We start from the raw sequence: 23,827 nt of genomic DNA, 5'->3' as shown, positions 1-23,827 counted from the left end.
CGTGTCAGCTCGCCCGTCGTTGCTGGTTTCACGCCGGGCTCGTGGGTCAGCATCCGTGCTGTCTGCGGGACTGTACGGAGTGTCTGTCCTGCGCGGCAGTGCGTGTCTTTTTGCTGGATCGGCGAGGTTTGCGATCGGTCACCCCGCTCGGCCCCGCGCACAGCGGCTCAAGTTGCGCTACTCCTCCACCTAGATGGTGCTCCAACCGATTCGCGTGGCCGCGCTCGCCCTGGTGGCGGGGCTTGTCTTCCTCGGATCTCCGGCGTGCAAGAAGGGCGGGGAGGCCTCGCCCGAGCAGGGGCGCAAGCCCGCGAAGCAGGGGCTCAGCTTCCCGGTCGAGGTCGTGCCCGTCGCGGCGGAGCGGGTCGAGTACGCCGTGCCGGCCGTCGGGGCGGTCGAGGCGTTCGAGCAGGTGCAGCTCACCGCGCGCGTCGCCGGCGTCGTCGAGGCGGTGCGGTTTATGGAGGGCGCCGAGGTCAAGGCGGGGCAGGTGCTCGTCGAGATCGACCCGGCCCGGTACAACCTCGCCGTCCGCGCGGCGCGCGCGACGCTCGATCGGATGACCGCCACCCAGGCCGAGGCGGCCGCGGGGCTCGAGCGGCGCGAGGCCGAGGGCGCCGACGGCGTGTTCAGCAAGGAAGACGTCGCGTCCTGGCGCTCGAGGGCGGCGACGACCGCCGCGCAGGTCGCCGAGGCGAAGGTCGCCGTCGACCAGGCGCTCCTGAACCTGCGCGACGCCTACGTGCGCGCCCCGATCCAGGGGAAGATCCAGACGCGCACCGTGCAGACCGGCCAGCACGTGCCTGTCGGCACCGTGCTCGCGACGCTCCTGCGCCGCGACCCGCTCCTGCTCCGCTTCCAGATCCCCGCCGCCGACGCCCCGCGGGTCAGGCCCGACATGGAGGCGCGCTTCACGGTGAAGGGCGATGCCCGGACCTACAGCGCCAGGCTGACGCACGTCGCCGATGCGGCAGATCCGGCGACGCGCATGGTTGCCGTGACCGGCGAGGTACAGGGCGAGGGCAAGGAGCTGCTCCGCCCCGGCACCTTCGCCGAGGTGACCGTGCCTGTGGGCGCGAGCGGCGACGCCCCCGTGATCCCACTCACGTCCGTGCGACCGAGCGAGCGGGGGTTCCTCGCGTACGTGGTCGACGGCACCACCGCGCGCGAGCGTGTGCTCTCGCTGGGCCTGCGCACGCCCGACGGGCGCGTCGAGGTCAAGTCGGGCCTCTCCGTGGGGGAGCTCCTCGTGACGCGCGGCGCGGAGGCGTTGCGCGAGGGGGCGCAGGTCCGCATCGCGGCGCCCGGCAGCGTGCCGGGAGGCCAGGCCGCGGGGCGCCACCCCGAGGGAGGCGCAGACGCCGGCGCGTCCGCGGCCGGCGCGTCGCCGCCCGCCGCCTCGTCCGGCGCGCCGCCGCCCGCCGCCTCGTCCGGCGCGTCGCCGCTGACCGCTCCCGCCAGCTCGTCACGGAGCGTGCCGTGAGCCTCACCGAAGCCTGCCTCAGGAAGCCGGTCTTCGCCTGGATGCTGATGGCCGCGACCATCGTCTTCGGCCTCGTCGCCGTGTCGCGCATCGGCATCAGCCAGTTCCCCGACGTCGACTTCCCCACCATCACCATCTCCGCCACGCTGGAGGGCGCCGCCCCCGAGATCATGGAGCACGACGTGGTCGAGCCGCTCGAGGAGGCGGCCGTCCAGGTCGAGGGGATCCGATCGATCACGTCGACGTCGCGCCAGGGGAGCGCCTCGGTCACCATCGAGCTCGACCTGTCGCGCGACGTCGACGTCGCGCTCCAGGACGTTCAGACGAAGATCTCCCAGGCGCAGCGGCGGCTGCCGCTCGACCTCGACCCGCCCGTCGTCTCCAAGACGAACCCGGAGGACCAGCCGATCATGTGGGTCGGGCTCTCCGGCCCCTTCTCTCCCCAGCTCGTCGCCGATATCGCGCGTTACCGGCTGAAGGAGAAGCTCCAGACGGTGCCCGGCGTCGGAGAGCTCACGCTCGGCGGCTACCTCGAGCGCAACGTCCGCATCTGGCTCGACGCCGATCGACTCGCGGCGAACGGGCTCACCGTCGCCGACGTCACCGAGGCCCTGCGCCGCCAGCACATCGAGCTCCCCGCCGGCCGCATCGAGACAGAAGGGCGGGAGCTCAACGTGCGGGTGATGGGGGAGGCGCTCGATCTCGCGACCTTCAAGCGGATCGTCCTCCGCCAGGGCAACCCCGTCTCGGCCGCCCAGCCGGGCGCTGCCGCTCAGGCGGCGGGGCCGCCGTCGTCGGCGCGCGCCACGGTGTACCTGGAGGACGTCGCGCTCGTCGAGGACGGCTTCGAGGACGTCCGCCGGCTCGCCCGGGTGAACGGGGAGCCGGCGCAGGGCCTCGGCGTGAGGAAGCAGCGCGGCTCGAACGCGGTCGAGGTCGCCCGGGGGGTCCGGACCGCGCTTGCCGAGGTCCAGAAGTCCCTGCCCGAGGGGATGGAGGTCGGCGTGAACTTCGACTCGACGAAGTTCATCGAGGAGTCGGTCCACGAGATCGAGCTCGAGCTCGGCATGGCCATCGCGCTCACGGCCCTCGTCTGCTGGATGTTCCTCGGCTCGCTCTCGAGCACGCTCAACGTCGTCCTGGCCATCCCGATGTCGCTGCTCGGCACGGTCGCGGCGATCTATTTCCTCGGCTTCACGCTGAACACCTTCACGCTGCTCGGGCTCTCGCTCGCCGTCGGCATCGTCGTCGACGACGCGATCATGGTGCTCGAGAACATCCACCGGCACGCCGAAGGGGGGAAGGACCGCGTCCGCGCCGCCCGCGAGGGCACGGCCGAGATCACCTTCGCGGCGCTCGCCGCGACGCTCGCCGTCGTCGCGATCTTCCTCCCGATCATCTTCATGGAGGGGGTGGTCGGCCGGTTCTTCCTCCAGTTCGGCGTGACCCTCTGCATCGCCGTGCTGCTCTCGTACCTCGAGGCGATCACCCTCGCGCCCGCCCGCTGCGCGCAGATCCTCGACGTCTCCCGCGAGGGCCGGAGCCGCCTCGGGCGGCTCGTCGATCGCGGCTTCGAGGCGCTCTCCCGCGGCTATGGCTGGCTGCTCGCCCGGGCGCTCCGGTTCCCGGTCGCGGTGGTCCTGCTCGGCGCGATCCTCTTCGCCGGCGCGATCGTCGCCATGCAGCGCCTCCCGACGGAGTTCGTCCCGTCCCAGGACCAGGGGCGGCTCCTTGTCCGCCTCCAGACGGCGGTCGGCTCGGACATCGAGGAGACCGACCGGCTCTTCCGCCGCGCCGAGGCGGCCGTGGGCGCGAACCCGGCGGTGGAGCGGGTCTTCGCCGTTGTCGGCGGCTTCGGCGGCGGGGGCGGCGTGAACACGGGCGTGCTGTTCGTCACGATGAAGCCGGCGGACGAGCGGGCGCTCTCGCAGGCCGATCTCCAGGGCGCGCTCCGCAAGGAGCTGAACGGCTACCCCGGCCTGCGCGCCGTGGTCCAGGACCTCTCGCAGTCGGGCTTCACGGCCCAGCGCGGGTTCCCTGTCGAGTTCTCGATCCGCGGCCCCGACTGGGACGAGCTCACGAAGCACAGCGAGCGCATCCGGGCCGAGCTCGCGCAGAGCGGCGTCGTCGTGGATCTCGACTCCGACTACCAGCTCGGCATGCCCGAGCTCCGCATCGTGCCCGACCGGGCGCGCGCCGCGGATCTGGGCGTGAGCGTCGAGGCCATCGCGACGACGCTGAACACGCTGATCGGCGGCGGGCGCGTCGCCAAGTACAACGACAACGGGCGCCGCATCGACGTCCGCGCGCGCCTGCTCGCGGAGCAGCGGAGCCGGCCCGAGGATCTCGCGCGCATCCAGGTGAGGAGCGCGTCGGGCGCGCTGGTCCCGCTGACGTCGGTCGTCACCTACGAGGAGCGCCCCGCGCTCCAGGCGATCACGCGCCGCGACCGAGAGCGCGCGATCTCGGTCTTCGGCAACGTCGCGCCGGGGCGCTCGCAGGGCGAGGCGGTGGCCCGCGTCGAGGAGCTCGGCCGGGATCTGCCGGCCGGCTACCGCCTGGTGCTGGGCGGCGCGAGCGTGACGTTCCGCGAGTCGATGGGCGGGCTCCTCTTCGCGCTGGTGCTCGGGATCCTCGTCGCGTACATGGTGCTCGCGTCCCAGTTCAACTCGTTCCTGCACCCGGTCACGGTGCTGACGATCCTGCCGCTGTCGATCGCGGGCGCCGCGTTCGCGCTGCTCCTGACAGGGCACACGCTCAACATCTTCAGCATGATCGGGATCCTCCTGCTCATGGGGATCGTGAAGAAGAACTCGATCATCCTCGTGGATCACGCGATCGAGGTGAGGCGTGGGCACGGCGAGGGGGCAGGGGAGATGATGGGCGCCCGCGAGGCGATGCTCCGCGCCGGCCCGGTGCGGCTGCGCCCCATCCTGATGACCTCGATCGCGACGCTGATGGCCGCTGTCCCGTCGGCGCTGGCGCTCGGCCCCGGCGCCGAGATCCGGGCTCCGATGGCCGCGGCGGTGATCGGCGGCCTCGTCGTCTCGACGGCGCTCAGCCTCCTCGTCGTGCCGGCGTTCTACGTGGTCGCGGACGACCTGCGGGCGCGCCTTGCCCGGCTCCGGCGGCCGGGCTCCACGGCCCCCACATCGACCCGATCGTCGGCCCTGCCCTGACGGTCGCTCACCGGGCCACGCAGGCACCGCAACCCGCGTGAGAGCGCCGGCTCACGACCGGTCAAGCCTTGCGTTGTGGGACAATCGGCAGCTGAGCCGGAGGCTGGTCGAGCATGTCGAAACAACATCACGCCACGTTGGCCATCATCGTTGCCGCGTCGATCCTCATTGCGTGTGGGGATGACGAGAGTTCCTCGAACCCGTCGTCGGGTGCTTCCTCCGGCGCGGGGGCGAGCGGAGGGGTTGGCGCCTCGGGCGGCGACGGTGGCTCGGGTGGGAACGGCGGCGCTGGTGGCGAAGAAAGCGCGGTCTCTTCGGGCGGCGCAGGCGGCACGGATGGCGCAGGCGGCGCAGGCGGCGCAGGCGGCGAGGGCGGCGCAGGCAGCGCAGGCGGCGAGGGCGGCGCAGGCGGCGAGGGCGGCACAGGCGGCGCAGGCGGCGAGGCCGGCGCAGGCGGCATGGGCGGCGCAGGCGGACAAGGCGGCGCGGGACCTGCGTGTGGTGACGGCGAGCTCGACAGCGCCGAAGCGTGCGACGACGACAACACGACCCCAGGCGACGGTTGCGACGATGGTTGCTTCGTCGAGCCCGGGTTCTCGTGCGCCGGCGAGCCTAGCCTCTGCACGGCGATCTGCGGCGACAGCCTCGCCGTGGGGGCCGAGGGCTGCGACGACGGCGGCACCCTCGGGGGCGACGGGTGCAGCGCCGATTGCACGCCCGAGCTCGGCTACAGGTGCTCGGGGCAGCCGAGCGCGTGCGTGACCGTGTGCGGCGACGGCATCGTCGCGGGGCTCGAAGCGTGCGACGACGGCAACGCCGTGAGCGGCGACGGGTGCAGCGACGCGTGCACGCCCAACACCGGCGAGAGCTGCGACGACCCGCTCGTCATTTCGCAGGCCGCGCAGGCCGGGCCCGACCACGTGTGGAGCATCGACGCGGGCAGCGTCACGCAGGCCGAAGGCACCTTCGCGTGCGACGTGAACACGCTGGGCCCCGACGTGGTGTTGCGCTTCGTGAAGTCGAGCGACACCGTCGAGAACGGGGGCAAGCTCCTGCACGTGAGAGCCGACACCGCGAGCACGGCGACCGCCGACTACCTGAACGTCGAGGTGGTGAGCGGAGATTGCGCGGTGAACCCGGGGACGTCGCTGAAGTGCCTCTGGTTCAAGCACGACTGGGACGTGTACCTCGACGTGCCCGCGGGCACCTACCACGTGTGGGTGGGAAAGAACTCGCCGGCGACCGCGCCGTTCCCGTTCCCGGCGACGACCGTCACCATCGGGGAGATCGACGCGGACGACGCCGAAGGCGAAGGGTGCTTCTCGCCGTACACCGAGGCGAGCGCCATCTACGCGCCGCCCGCCGGGCCGGGCATGCCGCACACCTGGAACGTGCCGGCCGAGATCAACTCGTTCGACATGGGTCCCGCCTGGGGCGAGCCGGGCTCGATCTCGTGCGACGACACCGCGCCGTACGGCGACATCCACGGCGTGGACACGGTCATCGAATACGAGAAGGCCTCCGCCTCGAGCGTGCTCAAGGTCGACGTGCAGAACCTCGGCCCCTCCGCCTCCGACCTCGACGTGGAGCTGCTCAGCGTGTGCGATCCGGCGAGCGCCGCGAAGGTGTCGCGCAACTGCCGCGCGAACAAGGACGTCATCTCGTTCACCGCGCCGTCGCCCGCGGGTCCCGTCTGGTTGTGGGTGAGCACGGAGGCCACGGGCGAGGAGTTCGGCGGCGCACAGGTCCAGGTGACGGAGATCTTCCCCGGTCCAGGCGAGAGCTGGCCCACGGCAGAGCCGATCGCGAGCTCGAGCGCGATCGCGCCCTCGTCGGGCCAGCGCCTGGACGCGCCGAGCTGCTTCGCGGCGGCCGGCAACATCCACTGGTACGCGTACACGGTCGTCCACGATGCCGTATCGATCCAGGCGAACGCCGCCGGCACCTTTGCGGTCTACGACGAAGGCGGGCAGGAGCTCGCCTGCTCCACGGATGCGTTCACGTCGCCGTTCGGTAAGGTCGTCCCTTCGGGCACGACGCTCTACCTGGCGGTCCCGGTCGGCGGCGCCATCACGGCGCTCAGCTTCAACGACGTCGTGTACGACGGCATCGCGGGGAACGTGACGGATCTCGCCGTGACGTTCCCGACGAGCGCGGTCGGTGATCAGGGCATGGCCATCAACGACGGCGAGCTCTTCCTCGGGACGACGACGACGGTGTTCTCGTTCGCCAAGGCCACTGGCGCGCTCGCCGTCGAGCACGGGGCTGCGGACGGGATCACGGGCACGCACCTCGGCTACGACCTCGTGCACGCGGGCAATCGGCTGTTCAGCGTCGACAGCGTGACGACGACGAACGCGACTCGTCTCTTCTCGATCTACGACGGCGCGACCTGGGCGCCGACCTCGTGGGACATCGGGCCCACCTACCCCTCGTCGTCGCCGTCGCACGCGATCGCGACCGACGGCACGCTCCTCTTCATGTCGACGCGGCGGACCAGCGCGAGCGCTGACTTCTACTCTTTCGCGGTGGACGCTCCGGGGGCGCCCGTGCTGCTCGGCACGAACGCGGGCGTCTGGTACGTGACCGGCCTCGCCGCCGACGATCAGTTCCTCTACGTCGCGTCGAACGGCGCCTCTGGGGAAGGCGTCTATCGACTCTCGCGCGCGTCGATCGCGTCGCCCGCGGTCAAGCTCGCGAGCATCGACGTGCATACGCTGACGACGAGCATCGAAATCGACGCGTTCGTGAGCCCGAACCACCTCTACGTGCGCGACGCGCTCGGCGACGTGCACGCGGTCGTCGCCCCGGCCTCAGGCGGCTTCACACATCTCGGGGCGATCAGCACCCTCGGCACGACGAGCGACTTCGCGATGACCTACGACAAGACGACGCGCGTCATCTACTTGTTCGAGACCGAGACGGACCAGGCTGGGCGCGTGGTGATGCTGGACTGAGCGCCGGGCGATGCGACGAAGGCGCTCGATCCTCGACGGCGCTCGGCCTCCTCGTCGTGCCGGCGTTCTACCTATGTGATCGCGGACGGCGCGAAGGCGCGCCTCGCGCGGCTCCCGCGGCCGGATCCCATGGGCTCACTGAGGGCCGTAAATCGGCGACCAGTCGGGGGGCGGGTTGAAGGCGAGGTCGATGAGTGAGCCGAACGCCTCGCTCGTCAGGACGGAGGCTCCCGCTTCCACCTCTCCGCCCGCGGCGAGCTCGGCCTTGGCGATCGCCGCCGCCGAACCGACCTTGGAGGGCATCCACAGGTTCCCCTGCTGATCGAAGGCGATGCTCTCCGGAAGCGCCAGCACCCCCACTTCCAGTTGAACCCCGGGGGTGAGCTCTGCTGAAGCTTCGAGATCGCCGGGCTCGAACTTTGCGATGGTGTTCGAGCCCCAGTAACCCACCCAGAGCGCGCCCTGCTCGTCGAACGCGAGCCCCGTCGGGTGGCCCAGGGGCACGATCACCGGCTCAGGGGTGAGCGCCGTCAGCACCACATCGGCGGGATCCACGTCGTCCGCGGCGAGCCGCCCGGCCGCGTACATCAGCACCGCGTCCTGCTCGGCGCTCGCCACCCACAGGTTGCCCGACTCGTCGAACGCGAGCGCTTGAACGTTCTCGATCTCCTCTCCGGTGATGGTCACGGAGGGCTCCACCACGCCTGAGCCTTCGAGATCGGCCGCGTCGATCCTCAGCAAATGATCGCGGATCCCGACCCAGAGATTGCCGGCGGCGTCGAACGCCATGCCGCCCGCGGCGCAGGGGGTGACGTCCGCGCACGCCTCGGACACGTCGAGCACGCGGTCAGGGGCGGCCTCGCTGCTCTCGCCCAGCGTGTCGACGAGCCGCACGGTGATCTGGCCCGCGTTGGCCGAGACCCACAGGTTGCCTGCCCCGTCGAACGCGATCGCGCCCTGGTTGATGATCTCCGCGCTCCCCTGGAACGCGACGCTCGGCGTGACCTCGCCCGACTCGAGCAGCGCCTCGCCGTCGAGCGCGCCGACCAGCTGGTCGCCGTTCTGCGCGGTGAACCAGAGCTTGTGGCTCCCGGGCGCGAGCTCGTAGTTGAAGGTGACCTCGGTGGTCGCGCCGTCGGCGACGCAGGCGCTCTGCTCCGGGTCCTCGGGCCGATACACGAAGCCGACGCGTTCGTCCTCCGGGTAGTCGGCCACGCTGCCTGCGCGCAGCGTGTACTCACCCGCCGGCGTGTCGAGGGACGCGCTCGAGACCACGCGCTCGTCCGGCACTCCCGGCGAGGTCACGGCGACGTCGCCGGCGTCGTTCGGGCTCACGATCTCGACGTCGAGCGTGCCCTCGCCTCCGGCTTCGCAGGCCGCGCCATCACCTGCGCCGCCGCCACCGCCATCACCCCCCGAACCCGCCTCCGACGGGTTGTCGTCGTTGCCCCCACAGCCCACGGAAACCAGCGCCGCGAGCAGAACCCACGAAAGTCGTTTCATGGGTCACGAGTCTAGGAACCCCGGGCAAGCACGGCAAAGAGCGTGTGGCCCCCGAACGCTCGATTTCGAAAAAAAGCGTGGATCCATCGCCGCGGGAACTGCTGGCCGGTCGGCCGCGACGCGCGCTTAACGGCGGTCGAGGGCGGCGGAACGATCCTTGGCCGTCGAGAGATGGCTTCTGGGAGCGATGGGAGAGGGCAACCCTCTCTTAAATGCACGCACTCGCCGATGCATCGCCTCGCCGACGCTGGGCCGGAATGGTCCGACGTCGCTCAGTAGAGCCTTAGGTTTCGACGCTCTCCGCTTCGATATCGTGCGAGCCGGTTCGGTACTGTCTCCCGAGGTTTTGTAACTCCAGAGAGCACGGCAGAGAACCCAATAGTCATTTGCCCCGCAGGCTGCCGGGGGGGAAAGCTGAAGGCAATCTCGACGCCGAGATGACGCGTATCGCCGCACGGTCGGAATCCGGAGTGCGTCGCGCCGACGACAGGGCCACCGCTGGGTTCAGCTGTACGTTCACCGGCGGCGCTGCGGTCCCGGATCGGCGTGACAGTGCCGCGGTGCGTGGCTCGCCGTCGGCGCCGCTCGCTCTCGACCGCGTCAACCATGCGCTGCGCCGCCGCGTGCCCCTTGTGGTATCCTGTGGATCATGGAGCGAGCCATCCAGAACCCGCCGCCTGGCTTCGACGAGCTCACCGTGAACGAGCAGATCGAGTACGTCCAAGCGCTCTGGGAGCGGATCGCGGCGAGGGAGGACGAGGTGCCGGTACCCGAGTGGCACAGCGCCGAGCTCGATCGCCGGCTCGCCGAGTACGAAGCAGCGCCAGACGCTGGCCGGTCGTGGGAAGAGGTCGAGGCCGACCTTCGTGCGAGCCTCGCGACGCGTCGATGATCCGGCTCATCGTACGTCCGTCTGCCGAGCTGGACATCATGGTACGAGGACGAGGAGGCCGGGCTGGGCGGACAGTTCGTTGATGAACTACGGCACATCGTCAGCCGGATCCGCGAGCTCCCGTCGCAGTTCCCCGACGTCGGGCGGGGGACTCGCCGCGCACTGCTCAAGCGATTCCCCTATGCGATCTACTTCCTGCTTCGTGGTGAAGCCGACCAGCGGGCGGCAGTGATCCTTGCCGTACTCCATCAGCGGCGCCGCCCGTCTGTTTGGAAGAAACGCACTCGAGACGAAGGCGGAGCGGGCTAACTCGGCGCTGGCGCCGACGCCGACAAGATCCGGCCGGATCCTGTCGGTTCGTTTCCGCCCACGCTCGCCGGACCGTGGCCGAGACAAGCCCTCGACATCCCGCTTCATCGGCGCCTAGCGTGCGCCAGGCCCGGCGAACGACACCATGACCCCTCCCCAGAACCCCCTCATCAACGACCGCGACGTCGAGTTCCTCCTCTACGAGGTGCTCGACGCGCCGCGCCTCTGCGAGCTCCCCTATTTCGCCGATCACGCGCGCGACACGTTCGATCTCTACCTCCAGAGCTGCCGGCGCTTCGCGCGGGAGGTCCTGTTCCCGACCTACAGGCCGGTCGACGAGGCGCCGCCGCGCTTCGAGGGGGGCGCCATCACGGTGCACCCCGCCATCCAGCGGGTCTTCCGGCCGATGGTCGAGCTCGGGGTGCTCACCGCGGCGCGGCCGGCCGCGGTGGGGGGCCAGCAGCTTCCGCTCGTCGTCGCCACGCTCGCGGGCGCCTACCTGCAGGCGGCGAACCTGAGCGCGTGCGGCTACCTCAGCCTGACGGCCGGCGCGGCGCACCTCATCGAGACGTTCGGCGACGACGCCCTGCGGTCCGCCTTCATGACCCGGATGTACGCCGGCGAGTGGACCGGGACGATGGCGCTCACCGAGCCCCAGGCCGGATCGAGCCTCGCCGACGTGCAGGCGAGCGCGGTGAAGACCGACGCGGGCCACTACCTCGTCCGCGGGTCGAAGATGTTCATCTCGGGCGGCGACCACGACCTGACCGAGAACATCGTCCACCTCACGCTCGCGCGCATCGAGGGGGCGCCTCGGGGCATCAAGGGCGTGAGCCTGTTCGCCGTCCCCAAGCGGCGGATCGAGGGCGGGCAGCTCGTCCCGAACGACGTCGAGGTCGCCGGCATGATCCACAAGCTCGGCTGGCGCGGGCTCCCCAGCCTGTCGCTCAGCTTCGGCGAGAAGGGGGACTGCCACGGCTACCTCGTGGGCAGCCCCCACCAGGGCGTCGCCTGCATGTTCCAGATGATGAACGAGGCCCGCATCCTGGTCGGCGCCAACGCCGTGGCGACCGCCTCCGCGGCCTACCACGAGGCGCTCGGCTACGCGCTCGTCCGGCCGCAGGGCCGGCCGCTCGGCGCGAGGGACGCGGGGGCGCCGCAGGTGCCGATCGTCGAGCACGCCGACGTGCGCCGGATGCTGCTCCGGCAGAAGGCCATCGTCGAGGGCGGCCTCGCGCTCGTCTCCACGACCGCGCTGTACGCCGATCTCGCGGCGCACGCCGCGGACCCGGCGGAGCGGGAGCGCGCCCAGCGGCTCCTCGACCTGCTCACCCCCATCGCCAAGACCTTCCCCGCCGAGAAGGGCTTCGAGTCGAACGCCCTCGCGCTCCAGGTCCACGGCGGCTACGGCTACTCGAGCGAGTACCTCCCGGAGGCCTGGCTCCGGGATCAGAAGCTCAACTCGATCCACGAGGGCACGACGGGGATCCAGGGCCTGGACCTCCTCGGCCGCAAGGTCGTGGCCGGGAACGGCGCCGCGCTCATCGCGCTCGGCGGCGAGATCCAGCAGACGATCGTCCGGGCGCAGCGGGCCGGCGTCGAGCCCGCATGGGGCGAGCGCTTCGGCGCGGCGCTCGCGCTGCTCGGCGAGGTGACGGTGCAGCTCGCCGAGGTGGGGATACGCGGCGACACCGAGCGGATGCTGCGGCACAGCGCCGATTACATGGAGCTCGTCTCCGTGGTCGTGGTGGCCTGGCAATGGCTCGCGATGGCCGCGGCCGCCCGCGAAGGGCTCGCCAGGGGCGCCTCTCCGGCCGACTTCTACGAGGGCAAGCTCTGCGCGGCGCAGTACTGGCTCTCGACGGAGCTGCCCCGGGTCGAGGCGCTCGCCGCGCTCTGCCGCTCCGGCGAGGACTCGTACGCCAGGATGCAACCCGGGTGGTTCTGAAGCGGGCGCGCGGCCCCCGGCCTCCTCGGTCCCCAGGGTGGTTCCGAAGCGGCAGCGGTCCCCCGGCTCCCTCGCCGCTCCGCCGGTCCGACGGCGTCTCGTTGGTGAGTTAGCTCACGGACGGAAGTCCCGGCGGATCGTGCGGGGACGAAGCAGATCTGCTGCTTCTCGTAGCTGATCGGCTGCTCCAGGTATGTCCTTGGAGCAACATCTTGGAGAGCTTACCTTGTTCCTGCCGGGTGCTTACGCTACCTGATTGACGCCACCTTCAGGGGTGGCCGGACAAGGGCAGGGCAGCGGGCTACCCAGGCGCGCTCCTTGCTTGACAGGCGACACAGGATTCCTCCACCAGGAGAGCGAGATGCACGTCCCGACGACGGCGATCCGGCCTCAGCTCGATATTCGCGCCCAGGCGCCCGTGCCCACGAAGCACGGTGTCTTTCAGATGTTGGTGTTCCACTTCGGTGGGACGACGAGCCCCGAGCAGGGGCTCTCTCCCGATCACGTCGCGCTCGTCATGGGCGACGTGCGCGGCCGGTCGGACGTGACCCTCCGCGTCCACTCCGAGTGCCTGACGAGCGAGGTGTTCGGCTCCCTCAAGTGCGACTGCCGCGAGCAGCTCGAGGCGGCCCAGGCCGAGATCGGGCGCCGCGGGCTCGGCGTGGTGCTCTACCTCCGGCAGGAGGGGCGCGGCATCGGGCTCGCCAACAAGATCCGGGCGTACCAGCTCCAGGCGTTCGGCCACGACACGGTCGACGCGAACCGCATCCTCGGCCTGCCCGACGACGCCCGCGGCTACGAGCCCGCTGCCGCGATGATCGAGCACCTCGGCATCGAGTCGATCCGGCTCCTCACGAACAACCCCGACAAGGTCGACGCGCTCCGCGCGCTCGGCGTCCGGATCGCCTCGCGCTCGGCGGCCATCGTCCCGGCCAACCCGTTCTCCGCGCCCTACCTCGAGGCGAAGCGCCTCCGGATGGGCCACACCATCCCGTCGCTGCGGGACGGCGAGGGCGCCGCGGTCGGCGACGCCGAGTAGCCGCGGGGCCTGATTTCAGCCCCGCCGCAGCGCCACGGCCGCGGCGCGCTCGAGCACGCGGAACGTGAAGCTCTCGGTGAGGAAGAGCTCGACGACCTGTCTGTCGTGCCCGTCGTAGCCGATGGACAGGTCTTCCCCCACGGTCAGCTCGAAGTCGCCGCCTCGCGTGCTCAGGAGCACGCCGCCTTCGACCGCGGGCGCCCACACGATCGGCCCGTCGATGAGCTGGCGCTCGATGTGCTTGAGGAGCGGGTAGCCGTCCTCCGCGGCCGCGGCCAGCTCGTCGTACGCCTTCGGGCCCAGCGCGAGCGCATAAGGACCGTCGACGCCCGCGGCGCGGAGCACCTCTCTCGCCTCCACGACGGCGCGCGGCCACGCCTCCGGCGCCGGGATCCCCACGGGCTTGTGCGGCGCGACCTCCAGGATCCCTTCGATCCCGGCGGCCGCGAGCCCGTTGAAGATGGCGTCGTCCTCGAAGCGCGCGGCGTGCTCGGCGGCGCGCACGACGTCCTCGATGTTGGGCTCCTGCGCGCCTCGCCCGACGGCGTCCAGCTCGGCGAGCTCGAGGCGGATGGGCGCGCGGAACTCGACGAGCGGCCGCACGAGGCGGACGCCCGCGCTCACCGAGGACGCCTCCTTCCGCTCGATCGCGCGCAGGCGGCCCGTGTTGACGGCGGCGACCTCCCAGCCGAACGGACCGCGAAAATCGACGACCTTGCGGCCGGCGAGGTGCAGCTTGAGCACGCGCGTCGCCTCGTGATCGATGAGGTCCCACGCGGCGGGGAGGATGGGAGCGAGCTCGCGCTTGAGAAGATCCATGATCATGCCCCCTTCAGGCTCCCGATGCCGAGCGCGCCGCTCGGCGCCATGGCGCCGGTCCTCGCCGAGGCGCCGAGCTTCGCCGCCTCCTCGGTCGCTTCCACCTCGGTGATCGGCCCCTGGCTGTTGAGGTAGATGTCGATCTTCTCCTGGAAGACGCGATCATTCCGCCGGAGCCACTCGAGGTTCATCATCGCGTGCTCCACCTCCTCCTCGAGGTGGTGGAGCAGCACGGCACGGAGCTCCGAGTCCGAGCACGCCTCGGCGCGCTGCTGGTACCAGTCGATCGCCTCGAGCTCCTCGATCAACGAGACGATCGCGCGGTGCCGTTCCTTGGTCGCCTCCGACAGGAGCTCCGGCAGCTCGTGGTAGTTCTCGCTCGACACGCCGCTTCGTCCTTCTGCCTAGGCGCTCTTTCGCGCCGTTTGCACCTGGAACGCCACGATCTCCGGCTCGACGTTCGAGCGGCCGCAGGCCGTGCACTGGGCCGTGCGCTCCCGCTTCAGGCGCTCGAACTCGGAGAGCGACGCGACCACCTCGAACTCGGCGCCGCAGTCGTTGCACTTGAACTCATACGTCGGCATGGGACTCCTGTCCTGCAAATGTGAACTGAATCACATACGCAGGCACAAGCGAGATCCGTGCCCTCCCAGGATTCGAGCCGACCCAGGTTGCGGCCGGACGAGCACGGGGGCCTTCGGCGTCGCGCGAAAATGACCTGCGCGGTCGTTGTCGGAGGCCGAGCTACAGCCGCGGCCGGGAGCTCGGGCCGGATCGCCGATGCGCTCGCGGCGTGGCTCCGGCGCTGGGAGGTGTGATCCCGACGGGTCGGCCGGTCGCCTCGCTACTGCCCCTCACCGTGCGTGAACAGCACGGCGCCCGCTACTTCTTCGCCGCGTCCTTCAGCCGCGCCTTGAGCCGCGTCGCGTAGCCCTCCTTGTTCTCCTGCTTCACCCGGCCGATCGCCAGCGCCTCTTCCGGCACGTCGCGGGTCACGGTCGTGCCCGTCGCCACGTAGGCGCCCGCGCCGATCTTCACCGGGGCGACGATCTGCGAGTCGCTGCCGATGAAGGCGCCGGCGCCGATCTCGGTCCGGTGCTTCCGGAAGCCGTCGTAGTTGCAGAAGATCGTCCCGGCGCCGACGTTCGCGCCCTCGCCGATGTCGCCGTCGCCGAGGTAGGCGAGGTGGTTCGCCTTCGCGCCCTTCCGGACCACGGTCTTCTTGGTCTCGACGAAGTTGCCGATGTGCGCGTCGGCCTCGATCTGGCTCTCCGGGCGGAGGTGCGAGAACGGCCCGATCTGCGCGCCGGCGCCGATCGACGACTGCGAGGCGACCGTGTACGGCTTCACCGAGGCGCCCGCCTCGACGACAACGTCCGTGAGCACCGAGCCCACGTCGATCCGCGCCCCCGCGCCGACGCGCGTCCGGCCCCGCAGGACCACGGTGTGCTCGATCACGGCGTCCGGCTCGACGAGCACGCCCGCGTCGATGCGGGCGCTCGTACGGATCGTGACGCCGCTCTTGCGCAGCCGGTCGGCGATGCGGCCGTAGAGCACCTCCTCGGCGGCGGCGAGCTGCGCGCGGTCGTTGATGCCCACGAGCGAGCCGACGTCCCTGGCCACGACCGCCGCGGCGCCGCCGGCCTTCGCCGCCTGCGCGACGATGTCGGTCAGGTAGAGCTCGCCCTGCGCGTTGTCCGTCGTCAGCCCGGCCAGCGCGCGCCCGAGGAACCCGCTGCGGGCGAGGTAGACGCCGGGGTTCACCTCGGTGATCGCGCGCTCCTCGGCCGTCGCGTCCTTGTGCTCGCGGATGCCGGTCACGCGGCCCGAGGCGTCGCGAAGGATCCTGCCGTACCCCGTCGGATCGGAGACCTCCGCGGTGAGCATCGCGATCGGCGCGTCGCCCGCGCGGTCGAGCGCCCCGCGGAGCTGCGTGAGCTGCTCCGGATCGAGCAGCGGCGTGTCGCCGCACAGGATCAGGACCGCCTCGGAGGTCGCGTCGATGTGCGGCATGGCGCAGCGCACCGCGTCGCCCGTGCCGCGCTGCTGGGCCTGGAGCGCGGTGCGGACCTTCTTCCCCTGGGCGCCGAACGCCTTGTCCAGGGCCGCAGAGACCTCTTCGCGGCCGTGGCCGACGACGACCACGACGTCCGAGGCGCCGGCGGCCAGCGCCGCGTCGACGACGTAATGGAGCATCGGCCGGCCGCAGAGCTCGTGGAGCACCTTCGGTCGGGCGCTCTTCATCCGAGTCCCTTGTCCAGCAGCGAGAACGACAGCGGTGAGCGGGGTGGGTTGGGTCGCCATCGCTCCGCAGCGTATACCCACGAGCCCGCCGCCGTCCTCGTCGCAGCGCAGTGACGCTGGAGAACTGGAGAACGCGCGCTCCGGCACTGCCCACCTGACACCCGCAGGGGCGCCAAGCCCCTACGCACCTGGGGTGGAATCGTCTACCCTGGGGGCAACTGGGGGAGGTTGTCGTCATGCGCAGGCGCGCGCTGGGTTCCTCGGCCGCTGTCGTACTCCGGCTCGTCGCGCTCATCGCGGCCGGCGGGGCGATCGCTTCGTGTCACGAGCCGCTCGACACGACGCGGAAGGCGCCTCCCCAGGTCACGGAGGGCGGCGGGCTGGGCGACGACGTCTTCGGAATGCTCTGCGACCGCGTGGGCGCGTCGAGCCTCCACGAGGACCACGCGGGCGCCTCGTACCAGCGCGTCTGTCACTACGACCGCGAGGGCCGGTACGAGGACGAGGTCGACGTTTCGCTGCTCCCGCCGGTCTCGGGCGAGCGGGCGGAGCAGGCCCGCAGGCTGGGCGTGGCCAAGGTGGAGGCCATGGCGCGGTGGCGCAACGCCCTCGTGGACGCCGTCAACGCCGCGGTGCCGGACATCGAGATCGACAACGTCGCGCCCGGCGAGGGGGGCGGCAAGATCCGGCTGCACGATGCCGTCCTGAGCCTCTCGCAGACCCTCGCGCCGCTCTACGAGACGAACCCGTTCGACGCGGCGGGGCCGGCGGTCCTGCCCGCGTCGACCCGGGGGATCGCCCGGCTCCTCGACGCGCTCATCCACGGCGGCGAGGAGAGCGCGAGGCCGGAGGAGGGCGACCAGAAGCGGCAGCGGGAGCGGGCGCCGATCGCCTGCGACCGGGCAGAGGGGCAGGAGACGCCCGTCTGTGCGCTCGCGAGCATCTGGGGGCGCCAGGGCTATCGCTCGGCGGAGGTGGGGCTCGGCATGGTGGGCGCGGCGCTCGCGTACCCCGGGCTGCGCCCGATGACCGTGGCGGCGCTCGACGTGCTCGGCCCCGGCGGCCCGGGGGCGCCCGCGCTCCAGGCGCTGCTCGCGGCCGGCGAGCAGGAGCTGGCCGCGCTGCCGCTGCCGGAGCGGGCGCCGCTCGCGGTCGACGCCGCCACCGCGCAGCCGAGCCGCCCACGCACGACCCTGGAGCTCGCGCAGGCGGCGCTGCTCGCGGAGCACCCCGAGCTCGCCGCGCCGCCGTCGATCTTCATCGCCCGCCGCGATGGGCGCGGGTGGGTCCTCCCCCAGGGCGAGGGGGTCCCCGCGCCGTTCGCCGACGCGGACGGCGACGGCCTCGCCGACGTCGACGCGTCCGGCAGGTTCGTGGACCGGACCGGCGCGCCGCTCGCGATCGAACCGCCGTTCGCCATCCCCGGCGTCACCGAGCCGCCGCGGGACCCGTTCGGGGGCCTCTCGCCGGAGCTCTACGCCTACGTCGACACCTCACGCACCGTCCTCGGCGCGGCGCTGCGGTCGATCGTGCCGCTCGTCGACGGGACCCGGTACGCGGGCAAGGGCGATCCGGAGCCGTGGAAGACCGAGCACGAAGGGCTCATGTACGCGCTCTCCGGCGCGTACCTGCTCCTCGGCGACCGCGAGGAGGCCCGCTACGACGTCCGCCGCGGCAGGGTCGTGCCGGCGGACGAGCGGTGCGACGGCTGCCTGTCGTACCGCCGCTTCCGCGGCGAGGACTCGCCGCTCGCCGACCTCGCGCACGCGGTCGGCCAGGTGCTCGCCGACAAGGACTCGGACGTCCTCCTGCTCACGCTCATCGATCTGCTCGAGAACCGCGAGGCGGAGCTCGCGCGCATGACCGCCGCGGCGCTGCGCATCCGGGACGTCGCCCGCGAGCACGACCGGCTGGCCGCCCAGGGCAAGGAGGCGCCCGCGCGGATCGACGACAGGGCGCCGCTCTGGGACGAACTCGCGGCGGTGCTCGGCGGGTCCGTGGAGCAGCCGGGGCTCGTGGCGCGCTTGCTCGAGGCGATCGCGGGCGGCGCGCTCCTCACCCCGCACGGCGGCGCGCGGCACGCGGGCGACGCGCTCGCGGCGATGCTCACGACCCGCGACCAGTACGCGTACAACCCGGCGGACCTGAACGGCCCGGCCATCAACCTCACGGTCGGGGCGCCGTCGACGGCGGCCCCGAAGACGCCGATCGACCCGAAGAAGCCGAGGGGCGGCGACAACCGCTCGGGCATGGAGCGGCTGATGCAGCTCATGCACGACACCGCCGGCGTCAGGCAGTGCAACAAGGAGGGCGCCGTGGTGAGCGCCTTCGAGGTCACGGTGCCTTTCGTCGAGTTCGCCGAGTGCGAGCTGTTCCAGATCGACGACCTGGCGGCCTTCTACCTCGACTCGCTCCTCCCCGACGGGGATCCGAAGCGGGCCGAGCTCGAGGTGAAGCCCTCGGCCCTGGCGCTGCTCGTGACCGACTCGGTGCTCGTGGACTCCAGCGGCATCGGCGGCCTGACGAGCCACCCCACGCCGGCCGCGCTCAGCCGGCTCATCTACTTCGGGGCGGACTCGGACAGGTTCCCGGGGATGCCGGACCTGGATCCCTTCCGGGCCGGCGCGAACCTGGCGACGAACCTGTTCATCTCGGGGACGCTCGAGCCGGCCGGCACGATCCATTGCCCCAGGAACGCGCTCGGCGTGAACGAGTGCAGCTCCCCGGAGAACCTGATCCGGGTGCGCCACCCGGGGACGACCTACCTCCTGGAGCAGCTCGGGCTCGCCGCGTACCTGGGCCCCATCGTGAAGGCGTTCGCCGGCGTCGACAACGGCACCACCGGCGAGGCGATCCTGACCGATCTCTTCAGCACGGCGTACCGCCACTGGCCGGGCAAGGAGCACGGGCCGGAGTGCATCAAGGCCGGCTCGCCCGAGACCAACACCGCGTACTGCTCGGAGGCAGGGGTCAACAGCTTCGAGCCGCTCCTGGCCGACGCGCTCCGGGCCGAGGACGTCCTGGCGTCGTCGGTGGCGTTCGCCCGGATGGCGCGCGACACGTCCGTGACCGTGCGGCGCGGCCCCGCGGCAGATCGGCCGCTGACGAAGGCCCAGGTCATCGAGAAGCTCGCGCGCATCCTCTTCAGCGCCCGCTACGCGGCCGGCGTGGGCATGGTCGACCGCTGGGGGAAGAAGAAGGCCACGTGGGCGGATGGCCGGGTCCAGGACCAGCTCACCGTGTTCACCCTCCTCGCCGGCGCCCTGAACGACGTCGACGCGCGCTTCGCGCAGCGCGATGCGCCCGACGCCGCCGAGCGAGAGGGCCAGTGGAAGCGCGGCGTGGACGAGCTCGTCGATGCGCTGCTCGCGGTCGAGGGGTCGGGGCCCGAGGCCCGGTTCAAGAACCGCGCGCTCCCGAGGATGGGCGCCCTCGTCCTGCGCGTCCTCCGCGAGCAGCTGAACGCCCGCTGCCCCGATCGCGAGACGACGGGGCGGTGCGCCTGGGCGCAGAAGGAGCTCGGCGCCACGGTGAGCGACCTCCTGAGCCACCCGCTGTTCGCCGCCGCCGTCGACGTCATGGAGGCAGTCCGCGCCCACGAGCCGGCGCGGCGGGAGATCGAGCGGTTCCTCACCTACCTGCTCGACGCGGACGCGGCCGGCGCCCCGTTCCAGCTGCTGCCGACGACGCTCGCCGACGGCCTCCAGCTCCTCGCCGACGACGACGCCTTGCGCCGGATCCTGAAGGCCGCGTCGACCGCGCTGACCCCGGCGGGGGCCGCCGGCGGGCCGGGCGCGGCCGACGCGGGGCTCAAGGCGCTGAAGGCGCTCAACGACGATCGCTACGACAGGTATCGCGCGATGGAGCACGTGCTCCCGGCGCTCGTGACCCCGATGGCGGACGGCCGAGCGCCGCTCGACGTGTTCCTCGACGCGTTCGCGGACGTGAACCGCATCGAGGCCGGGAGCGGCGCGCCGCTGACGGCGGAGGACTACCGGCAGCTATTTGTCTCGGCCAGGGACTTCCTGACGGACGAGACCCGCGGGCTCGAGCAGATCTACGCCATCGTCAAGAACCGGCCGCACGAGTGATCCACGTGCAAACGCCCACGATCCGCGCCGTGCTCTCCGTGGCGTCCGCCGCGGGGGCGCTCCTCCTGCCCGCGGGCGACGCCGGCGCCGCCGGGCTGTACTTCACCGACCGCGGCGTCCGCCCGTCGTCCCGCGGCGGGGCGTACATCGCCGGCGGCGACGATCTCGGGGCGATCGCCTACAACCCCGCGGGCGTCTACGAGGCCGGCACCCAGGTCCTGTTCGACGTCGGGCTCTTCGAGTGGCGCAGCCGACACACGCGCCAGGCGATCGTACGCCAGGTCGACCCGAACACCGGCGAGCCGACGGGCGCGAGCTTCGTGCAGACGATGGATCCGGTGACCGGCAGCGCGCCGGTGCTGCCGATCCCCACGCTGGCGGCGTCGTTCAAGGTCGATCCGCGGTGGGTCGTCTGGGGCGGGATGTGGGCGCCGTACGCGGCCCTCTCCAGCTATCCGGAACAGGTGAACGGCATGCCGGCGCCCCAGCGCTACGCGCTGCTCACGCTCGAGGGCTCCGCGCTCGCCCTCGTGGGGGTCGGGGCGGCGTACGCGCCGTCGCCCGAATGGCGCTTCGGCGCCGGGCTCGGCGCGCTTGTCGGCGCGTTCAACAGCCGGATGGTGGTCTCCGGGTGCCTCCCGGAGCGGATGTTCTGCGCGCCCGAAGATCCGGAGTGGGACATCCATTCCGAGCTCAGCGTCGCGCCCATCGTGGCGCCCACGGGCCAGCTCGGGGCGCTCTTCGTCCCGACGCCGCGCTGGCGCGTCGGCCTGGCCTTCCAGCTGCCCATCTGGGTGCGCGCGCCCGCCAAATTCAGGGCGCGGCTCCCGGCGGCGCCCGTCTTCGAGCGCGCCGTCCAGGAGGGCGAGGACGCCGACGTCGCGTTCGATCTGCCGTGGATCCTCCGCGCCGGGGTGGAGGCGCGGGTCGTGGACGATCTGCGCGTGGAGCTCGGGCTGGGCGTCGAGGGCTGGAGCATGCACGACGACATCCTCGTCGAGCCCGACGGCGTGGTGCTCCGGAACGTCGCCGGCTTCCCGGAGGAGTTCCGCGTGCCAGCCGTCTCGTTCCCGCGGCGCTTCCAGAGCTCGCTCTCGGCGAGGCTCGGGGGCGAGTATTCCTTCGATCTCGCGGGCGCGCGGTGGGATCTGCGCGCCGGCGTGAGCCTCGAGCAGAGCGCCGTCCCGCCCGCGTACCTGTCGGTCCTGACGATCGACGCGACGAAGCTGACGACGGCGGCCGGCCTCGGCGTCCACCTCGGCCGGTGGCGCCTCGACGCGAGCTACGCGCACGCCTTCGCCGCGGACGTGAGGGTCGATCCGAGGGAAGCGCGGCTCCCGCAGGTGAGCCCGGTGCGGGCCAATCCGCCGGAGGACCCGAACACCATCAACGGCGGCGCCTACAGCGCCCGGGCGAACGTCGTCGGGCTCGGCGTCGCCTACACGTTCGAGGCAGCCGGGAGCGGCGTTATCCGGCCCGCAGCTCGCGCAGCCGCTCGGTGAGCCGGGGGCCGTCCAGCCAGCTCAGGTCCTTGTCCACGCTCGTCTCGATGTGGTTACTGACCTGCTTGCTCACCGCGCCGCGGAGCAGGCCGAGAAAGTGCGGCGGCGCGATGAGCACCAGCGTCTCGTAGGCGTGCTCGTTCAGCCCCTTCTCCAGCATCTCCGCGAGCTCCTGGGCGAACTTCTGCTTCTCGACCTCCTTGGGATCGGTGTCGGGGGCGGCGCCGGGACGGCCGAGGTACTGACCCCCCGGGCCGCCGACAGGGCTGCTGTTCCCGCCGGAGGTGCCGTTCGGCTTGCGGCCGTGCGCGTCGGCCATCAGATCCCGCACGCGCGCCCGGCTCTCGTCATGGTTGTAGGACTCGAGCAGGGTAAAGCCCTTGCCAGCAGGCTCTTCACGATAGAGCTGGGCACGGCTTGCGTCGGAGACCAGGATCCACGTCTTCCGTGCTGCCTTCTTTGCCATAAGCCTCCACGGGGGAATCAACCCTTCCCTTGGTTTACGTTAAAGACCGACCCCACGCGGCGCAAGCGGCCGGAGGGCCGAGGCCGGCGTAATTCGGCCGGATCGCACCCCGAGAGGCGGGCTCCAGCAGGCTCGACAGCCTGCGCGCGGCCTGAATTGATGGATAGCGAGACGGGGCGAGCGGCGCTCGGGAGGTGGTTGACCGCGAAATACGGTGTTTGGTGTACCGGGCGTATCCACCGAGCTCGGCCGCGCCGGCCGCGTTCGTTGACCGCCGGTCAGCGGAACCGGTCGGTCGCCTCGACCAGCTCGTGCAGGATGCCCGGCTCCATCGCCGAGTGCCCTGCGTCCGCCACGATGCGCAGATCGGACTCGGGGAACGCGCGGTGGAGCGCCCACGCGCTCTCCGGCGGACAGACCACATCGTAGCGGCCCTGCACGATGACGGTCGGGATATGGCGGATCCGGTGCACGTCGTCGAGCAGCTGCGTCTCCGTCGTGAAGAACCCCTTGTTCATGAAATAGTGGCACTCGATCCGGGCGAACGCGAGGGCGAACTCATCACCTGACGTCTTCGCGACGAGCTCATGGTTCGTGAACAGGCAGCTCGTCCGCCCCTCCCAGACGCTCCACGCGCGCGCCGCCCGCTGCTGCAACCCGGGGTCCGGGCTCGTGAGGCGCCGGTGGTACGCCGAGAGCAGGTCGCCCCGCTCGGGCTCGGGGATGAACGCGAGGTACTCCTCCCACGCGTCGGGGAAGATGGCGCTCGCGCCCCGCTGATAGAACCAGTCGAGCTCCTGCTTCCGCAGGAGGAAGATGCCGCGCAGCACGAGCTCCGTCACGCGCTCCGGGTGCCGCTCGGCGTAGGCCAGCGACAGCGTGCTCCCCCACGAGCCGCCGAACACCTGCCAGCGCTCGATCCCGAGGTGCTCGCGGAGCTTCTCCATGTCCTCGACGAGGTGCCAGGTGGTGTTGTCCTCCAGGCACGCGTACGGCGTGCTCCTGCCGCAGCCCCGCTGGTCGAAGAGCACGATCCGGTAGGCGGCCGGGTCGAAGAAGCGCCGCTGCTTCGGCTCCGTGCCGCCCCCGGGGCCGCCGTGCACGAAGACCACCGGCTTGCCGCGCGGATTGCCCGACTCCTCGAAATAGATCTCGTGAAGATCGGAGACGCGCAGCCTCCCGGCGCGGTACGGCTCGATCTCGGGATACAGCCTTCGCCTCTGGGTGCCTGTTGTCGTCATGCCGCTCCCGTTCGTCGGTCGACGTCGCACGTCGCGCGTCGCGCGCCGGCGCGCCCAGGGTACGCGAACGCGCGCCGGGAGGGGAGAGGGCGTGGACGGGGGGAGGGCAGGTGGCGGCGGGGGAGCGGCGAGGGACCGCCGGCAGGGAGGCGCG

Annotated in this window: 15 protein-coding genes; 8 read left to right on the top strand and 7 right to left on the bottom strand. The window is 71.6% G+C overall.

The window, feature by feature from the left end; genetic code table 11:
- The first annotated feature begins 193 nt into the window (after positions 1–193).
- From WMF46_RS28365 to WMF46_RS28355, 3 genes are all read left to right on the top strand, one after another.
- Positions 194–1,483: an efflux RND transporter periplasmic adaptor subunit gene (locus WMF46_RS28365; protein WP_437980057.1), complete on the top strand. Its 1,290-nt coding sequence runs from the start codon at positions 194–196 to the stop codon at positions 1,481–1,483.
- The gene (locus tag WMF46_RS28360) at positions 1,480–4,662 is read left to right on the top strand and encodes an efflux RND transporter permease subunit (RefSeq protein ID WP_437980056.1); all 3,183 of its coding nucleotides are present in this window, start codon (positions 1,480–1,482) and stop codon (positions 4,660–4,662) included. The genes WMF46_RS28365 and WMF46_RS28360 overlap by 4 nt, the downstream gene beginning before the upstream one ends.
- 113 nt (positions 4,663–4,775) lie before the next feature.
- On the top strand, positions 4,776–7,619 hold the full coding sequence (locus WMF46_RS28355; RefSeq protein WP_437980055.1) for a DUF4215 domain-containing protein: 2,844 nt from the start codon (positions 4,776–4,778) through the stop codon (positions 7,617–7,619).
- A gap of 135 nt (positions 7,620–7,754) precedes the next feature.
- On the opposite strand, the gene WMF46_RS28350 is transcribed toward WMF46_RS28355, so the two are convergent.
- The gene (locus WMF46_RS28350; protein ID WP_437980054.1) at positions 7,755–9,122 is read right to left on the bottom strand and encodes a Vgb family protein; all 1,368 of its coding nucleotides are present in this window, start codon (positions 9,120–9,122) and stop codon (positions 7,755–7,757) included.
- A 649-nt stretch (positions 9,123–9,771) separates the two neighbouring features.
- Here WMF46_RS28350 and WMF46_RS28345 point away from each other — a divergent pair.
- The 3 genes from WMF46_RS28345 to ribA all read left to right on the top strand — a co-directional run bounded on the left by WMF46_RS28345 (position 9,772) and on the right by ribA (position 13,310).
- On the top strand, positions 9,772–10,014 hold the full coding sequence (locus WMF46_RS28345) for an addiction module protein (RefSeq protein ID WP_437708192.1): 243 nt from the start codon (positions 9,772–9,774) through the stop codon (positions 10,012–10,014).
- A gap of 454 nt (positions 10,015–10,468) precedes the next feature.
- Entirely contained in the window at positions 10,469–12,271 is a 1,803-nt protein-coding gene (locus WMF46_RS28340) for an acyl-CoA dehydrogenase (protein WP_437980053.1), read from the top strand.
- Between the two features lie 361 nt (positions 12,272–12,632).
- The gene (gene ribA / locus WMF46_RS28335; RefSeq protein ID WP_437980052.1) at positions 12,633–13,310 is read left to right on the top strand and encodes a GTP cyclohydrolase II; all 678 of its coding nucleotides are present in this window, start codon (positions 12,633–12,635) and stop codon (positions 13,308–13,310) included.
- Between the two features lie 15 nt (positions 13,311–13,325).
- Here ribA and WMF46_RS28330 read toward each other — a convergent pair whose 3' ends face one another.
- The 4 genes from WMF46_RS28330 to glmU form a co-directional block, all read right to left on the bottom strand.
- Positions 13,326–14,129 (bottom strand): family 1 encapsulin nanocompartment shell protein, encoded by an 804-nt coding sequence (locus tag WMF46_RS28330; RefSeq protein ID WP_437980051.1) that lies wholly within the window; start codon positions 14,127–14,129, stop codon positions 13,326–13,328.
- Positions 14,130–14,131: 2 nt separating this feature from the next.
- Positions 14,132–14,515, bottom strand: a complete 384-nt coding sequence (locus WMF46_RS28325; protein ID WP_437980050.1) for an encapsulin-associated ferritin-like protein — start codon at positions 14,513–14,515, stop codon at positions 14,132–14,134.
- Between the two features lie 18 nt (positions 14,516–14,533).
- Positions 14,534–14,713 (bottom strand): FmdB family zinc ribbon protein, encoded by a 180-nt coding sequence (locus WMF46_RS28320; protein WP_437791338.1) that lies wholly within the window; start codon positions 14,711–14,713, stop codon positions 14,534–14,536.
- 298 nt (positions 14,714–15,011) lie between these two features.
- A complete protein-coding gene (glmU, locus tag WMF46_RS28315) occupies positions 15,012–16,433 on the bottom strand; it encodes a bifunctional UDP-N-acetylglucosamine diphosphorylase/glucosamine-1-phosphate N-acetyltransferase GlmU (protein ID WP_437980049.1) in 1,422 nt (473 codons plus the stop codon).
- A 176-nt stretch (positions 16,434–16,609) separates the two neighbouring features.
- Here glmU and WMF46_RS28310 point away from each other — a divergent pair, with 176 nt between their 5' ends.
- A complete protein-coding gene (locus WMF46_RS28310) occupies positions 16,610–20,464 on the top strand; it encodes a hypothetical protein (RefSeq protein WP_437980048.1) in 3,855 nt (1,284 codons plus the stop codon).
- Positions 20,465–20,469: 5 nt separating this feature from the next.
- A complete protein-coding gene (locus WMF46_RS28305) occupies positions 20,470–21,966 on the top strand; it encodes an OmpP1/FadL family transporter (RefSeq protein ID WP_437980047.1) in 1,497 nt (498 codons plus the stop codon).
- Here the strand turns inward: WMF46_RS28305 and WMF46_RS28300 are convergent.
- Both WMF46_RS28300 and pip read right to left on the bottom strand, forming a co-directional pair.
- The gene (locus WMF46_RS28300) at positions 21,932–22,432 is read right to left on the bottom strand and encodes a host attachment protein (protein WP_437980046.1); all 501 of its coding nucleotides are present in this window, start codon (positions 22,430–22,432) and stop codon (positions 21,932–21,934) included. The two genes, WMF46_RS28305 and WMF46_RS28300, sit on opposite strands and share 35 nt — an antisense overlap.
- Positions 22,433–22,710: 278 nt before the next feature.
- Positions 22,711–23,673, bottom strand: a complete 963-nt coding sequence (pip, locus tag WMF46_RS28295) for a prolyl aminopeptidase (RefSeq protein ID WP_437980045.1) — start codon at positions 23,671–23,673, stop codon at positions 22,711–22,713.
- Between the last annotated feature and the right edge of the window lie 154 nt (positions 23,674–23,827).

The organism is Sorangium sp. So ce117 (assembly GCF_051524395.1).
In the GTDB taxonomy this organism is placed as follows: Bacteria; Myxococcota_A; Polyangia; order Polyangiales; family Polyangiaceae; genus Sorangium; species Sorangium cellulosum_B.
This window is presented reverse-complemented; position numbering and strand designations above follow the sequence as displayed.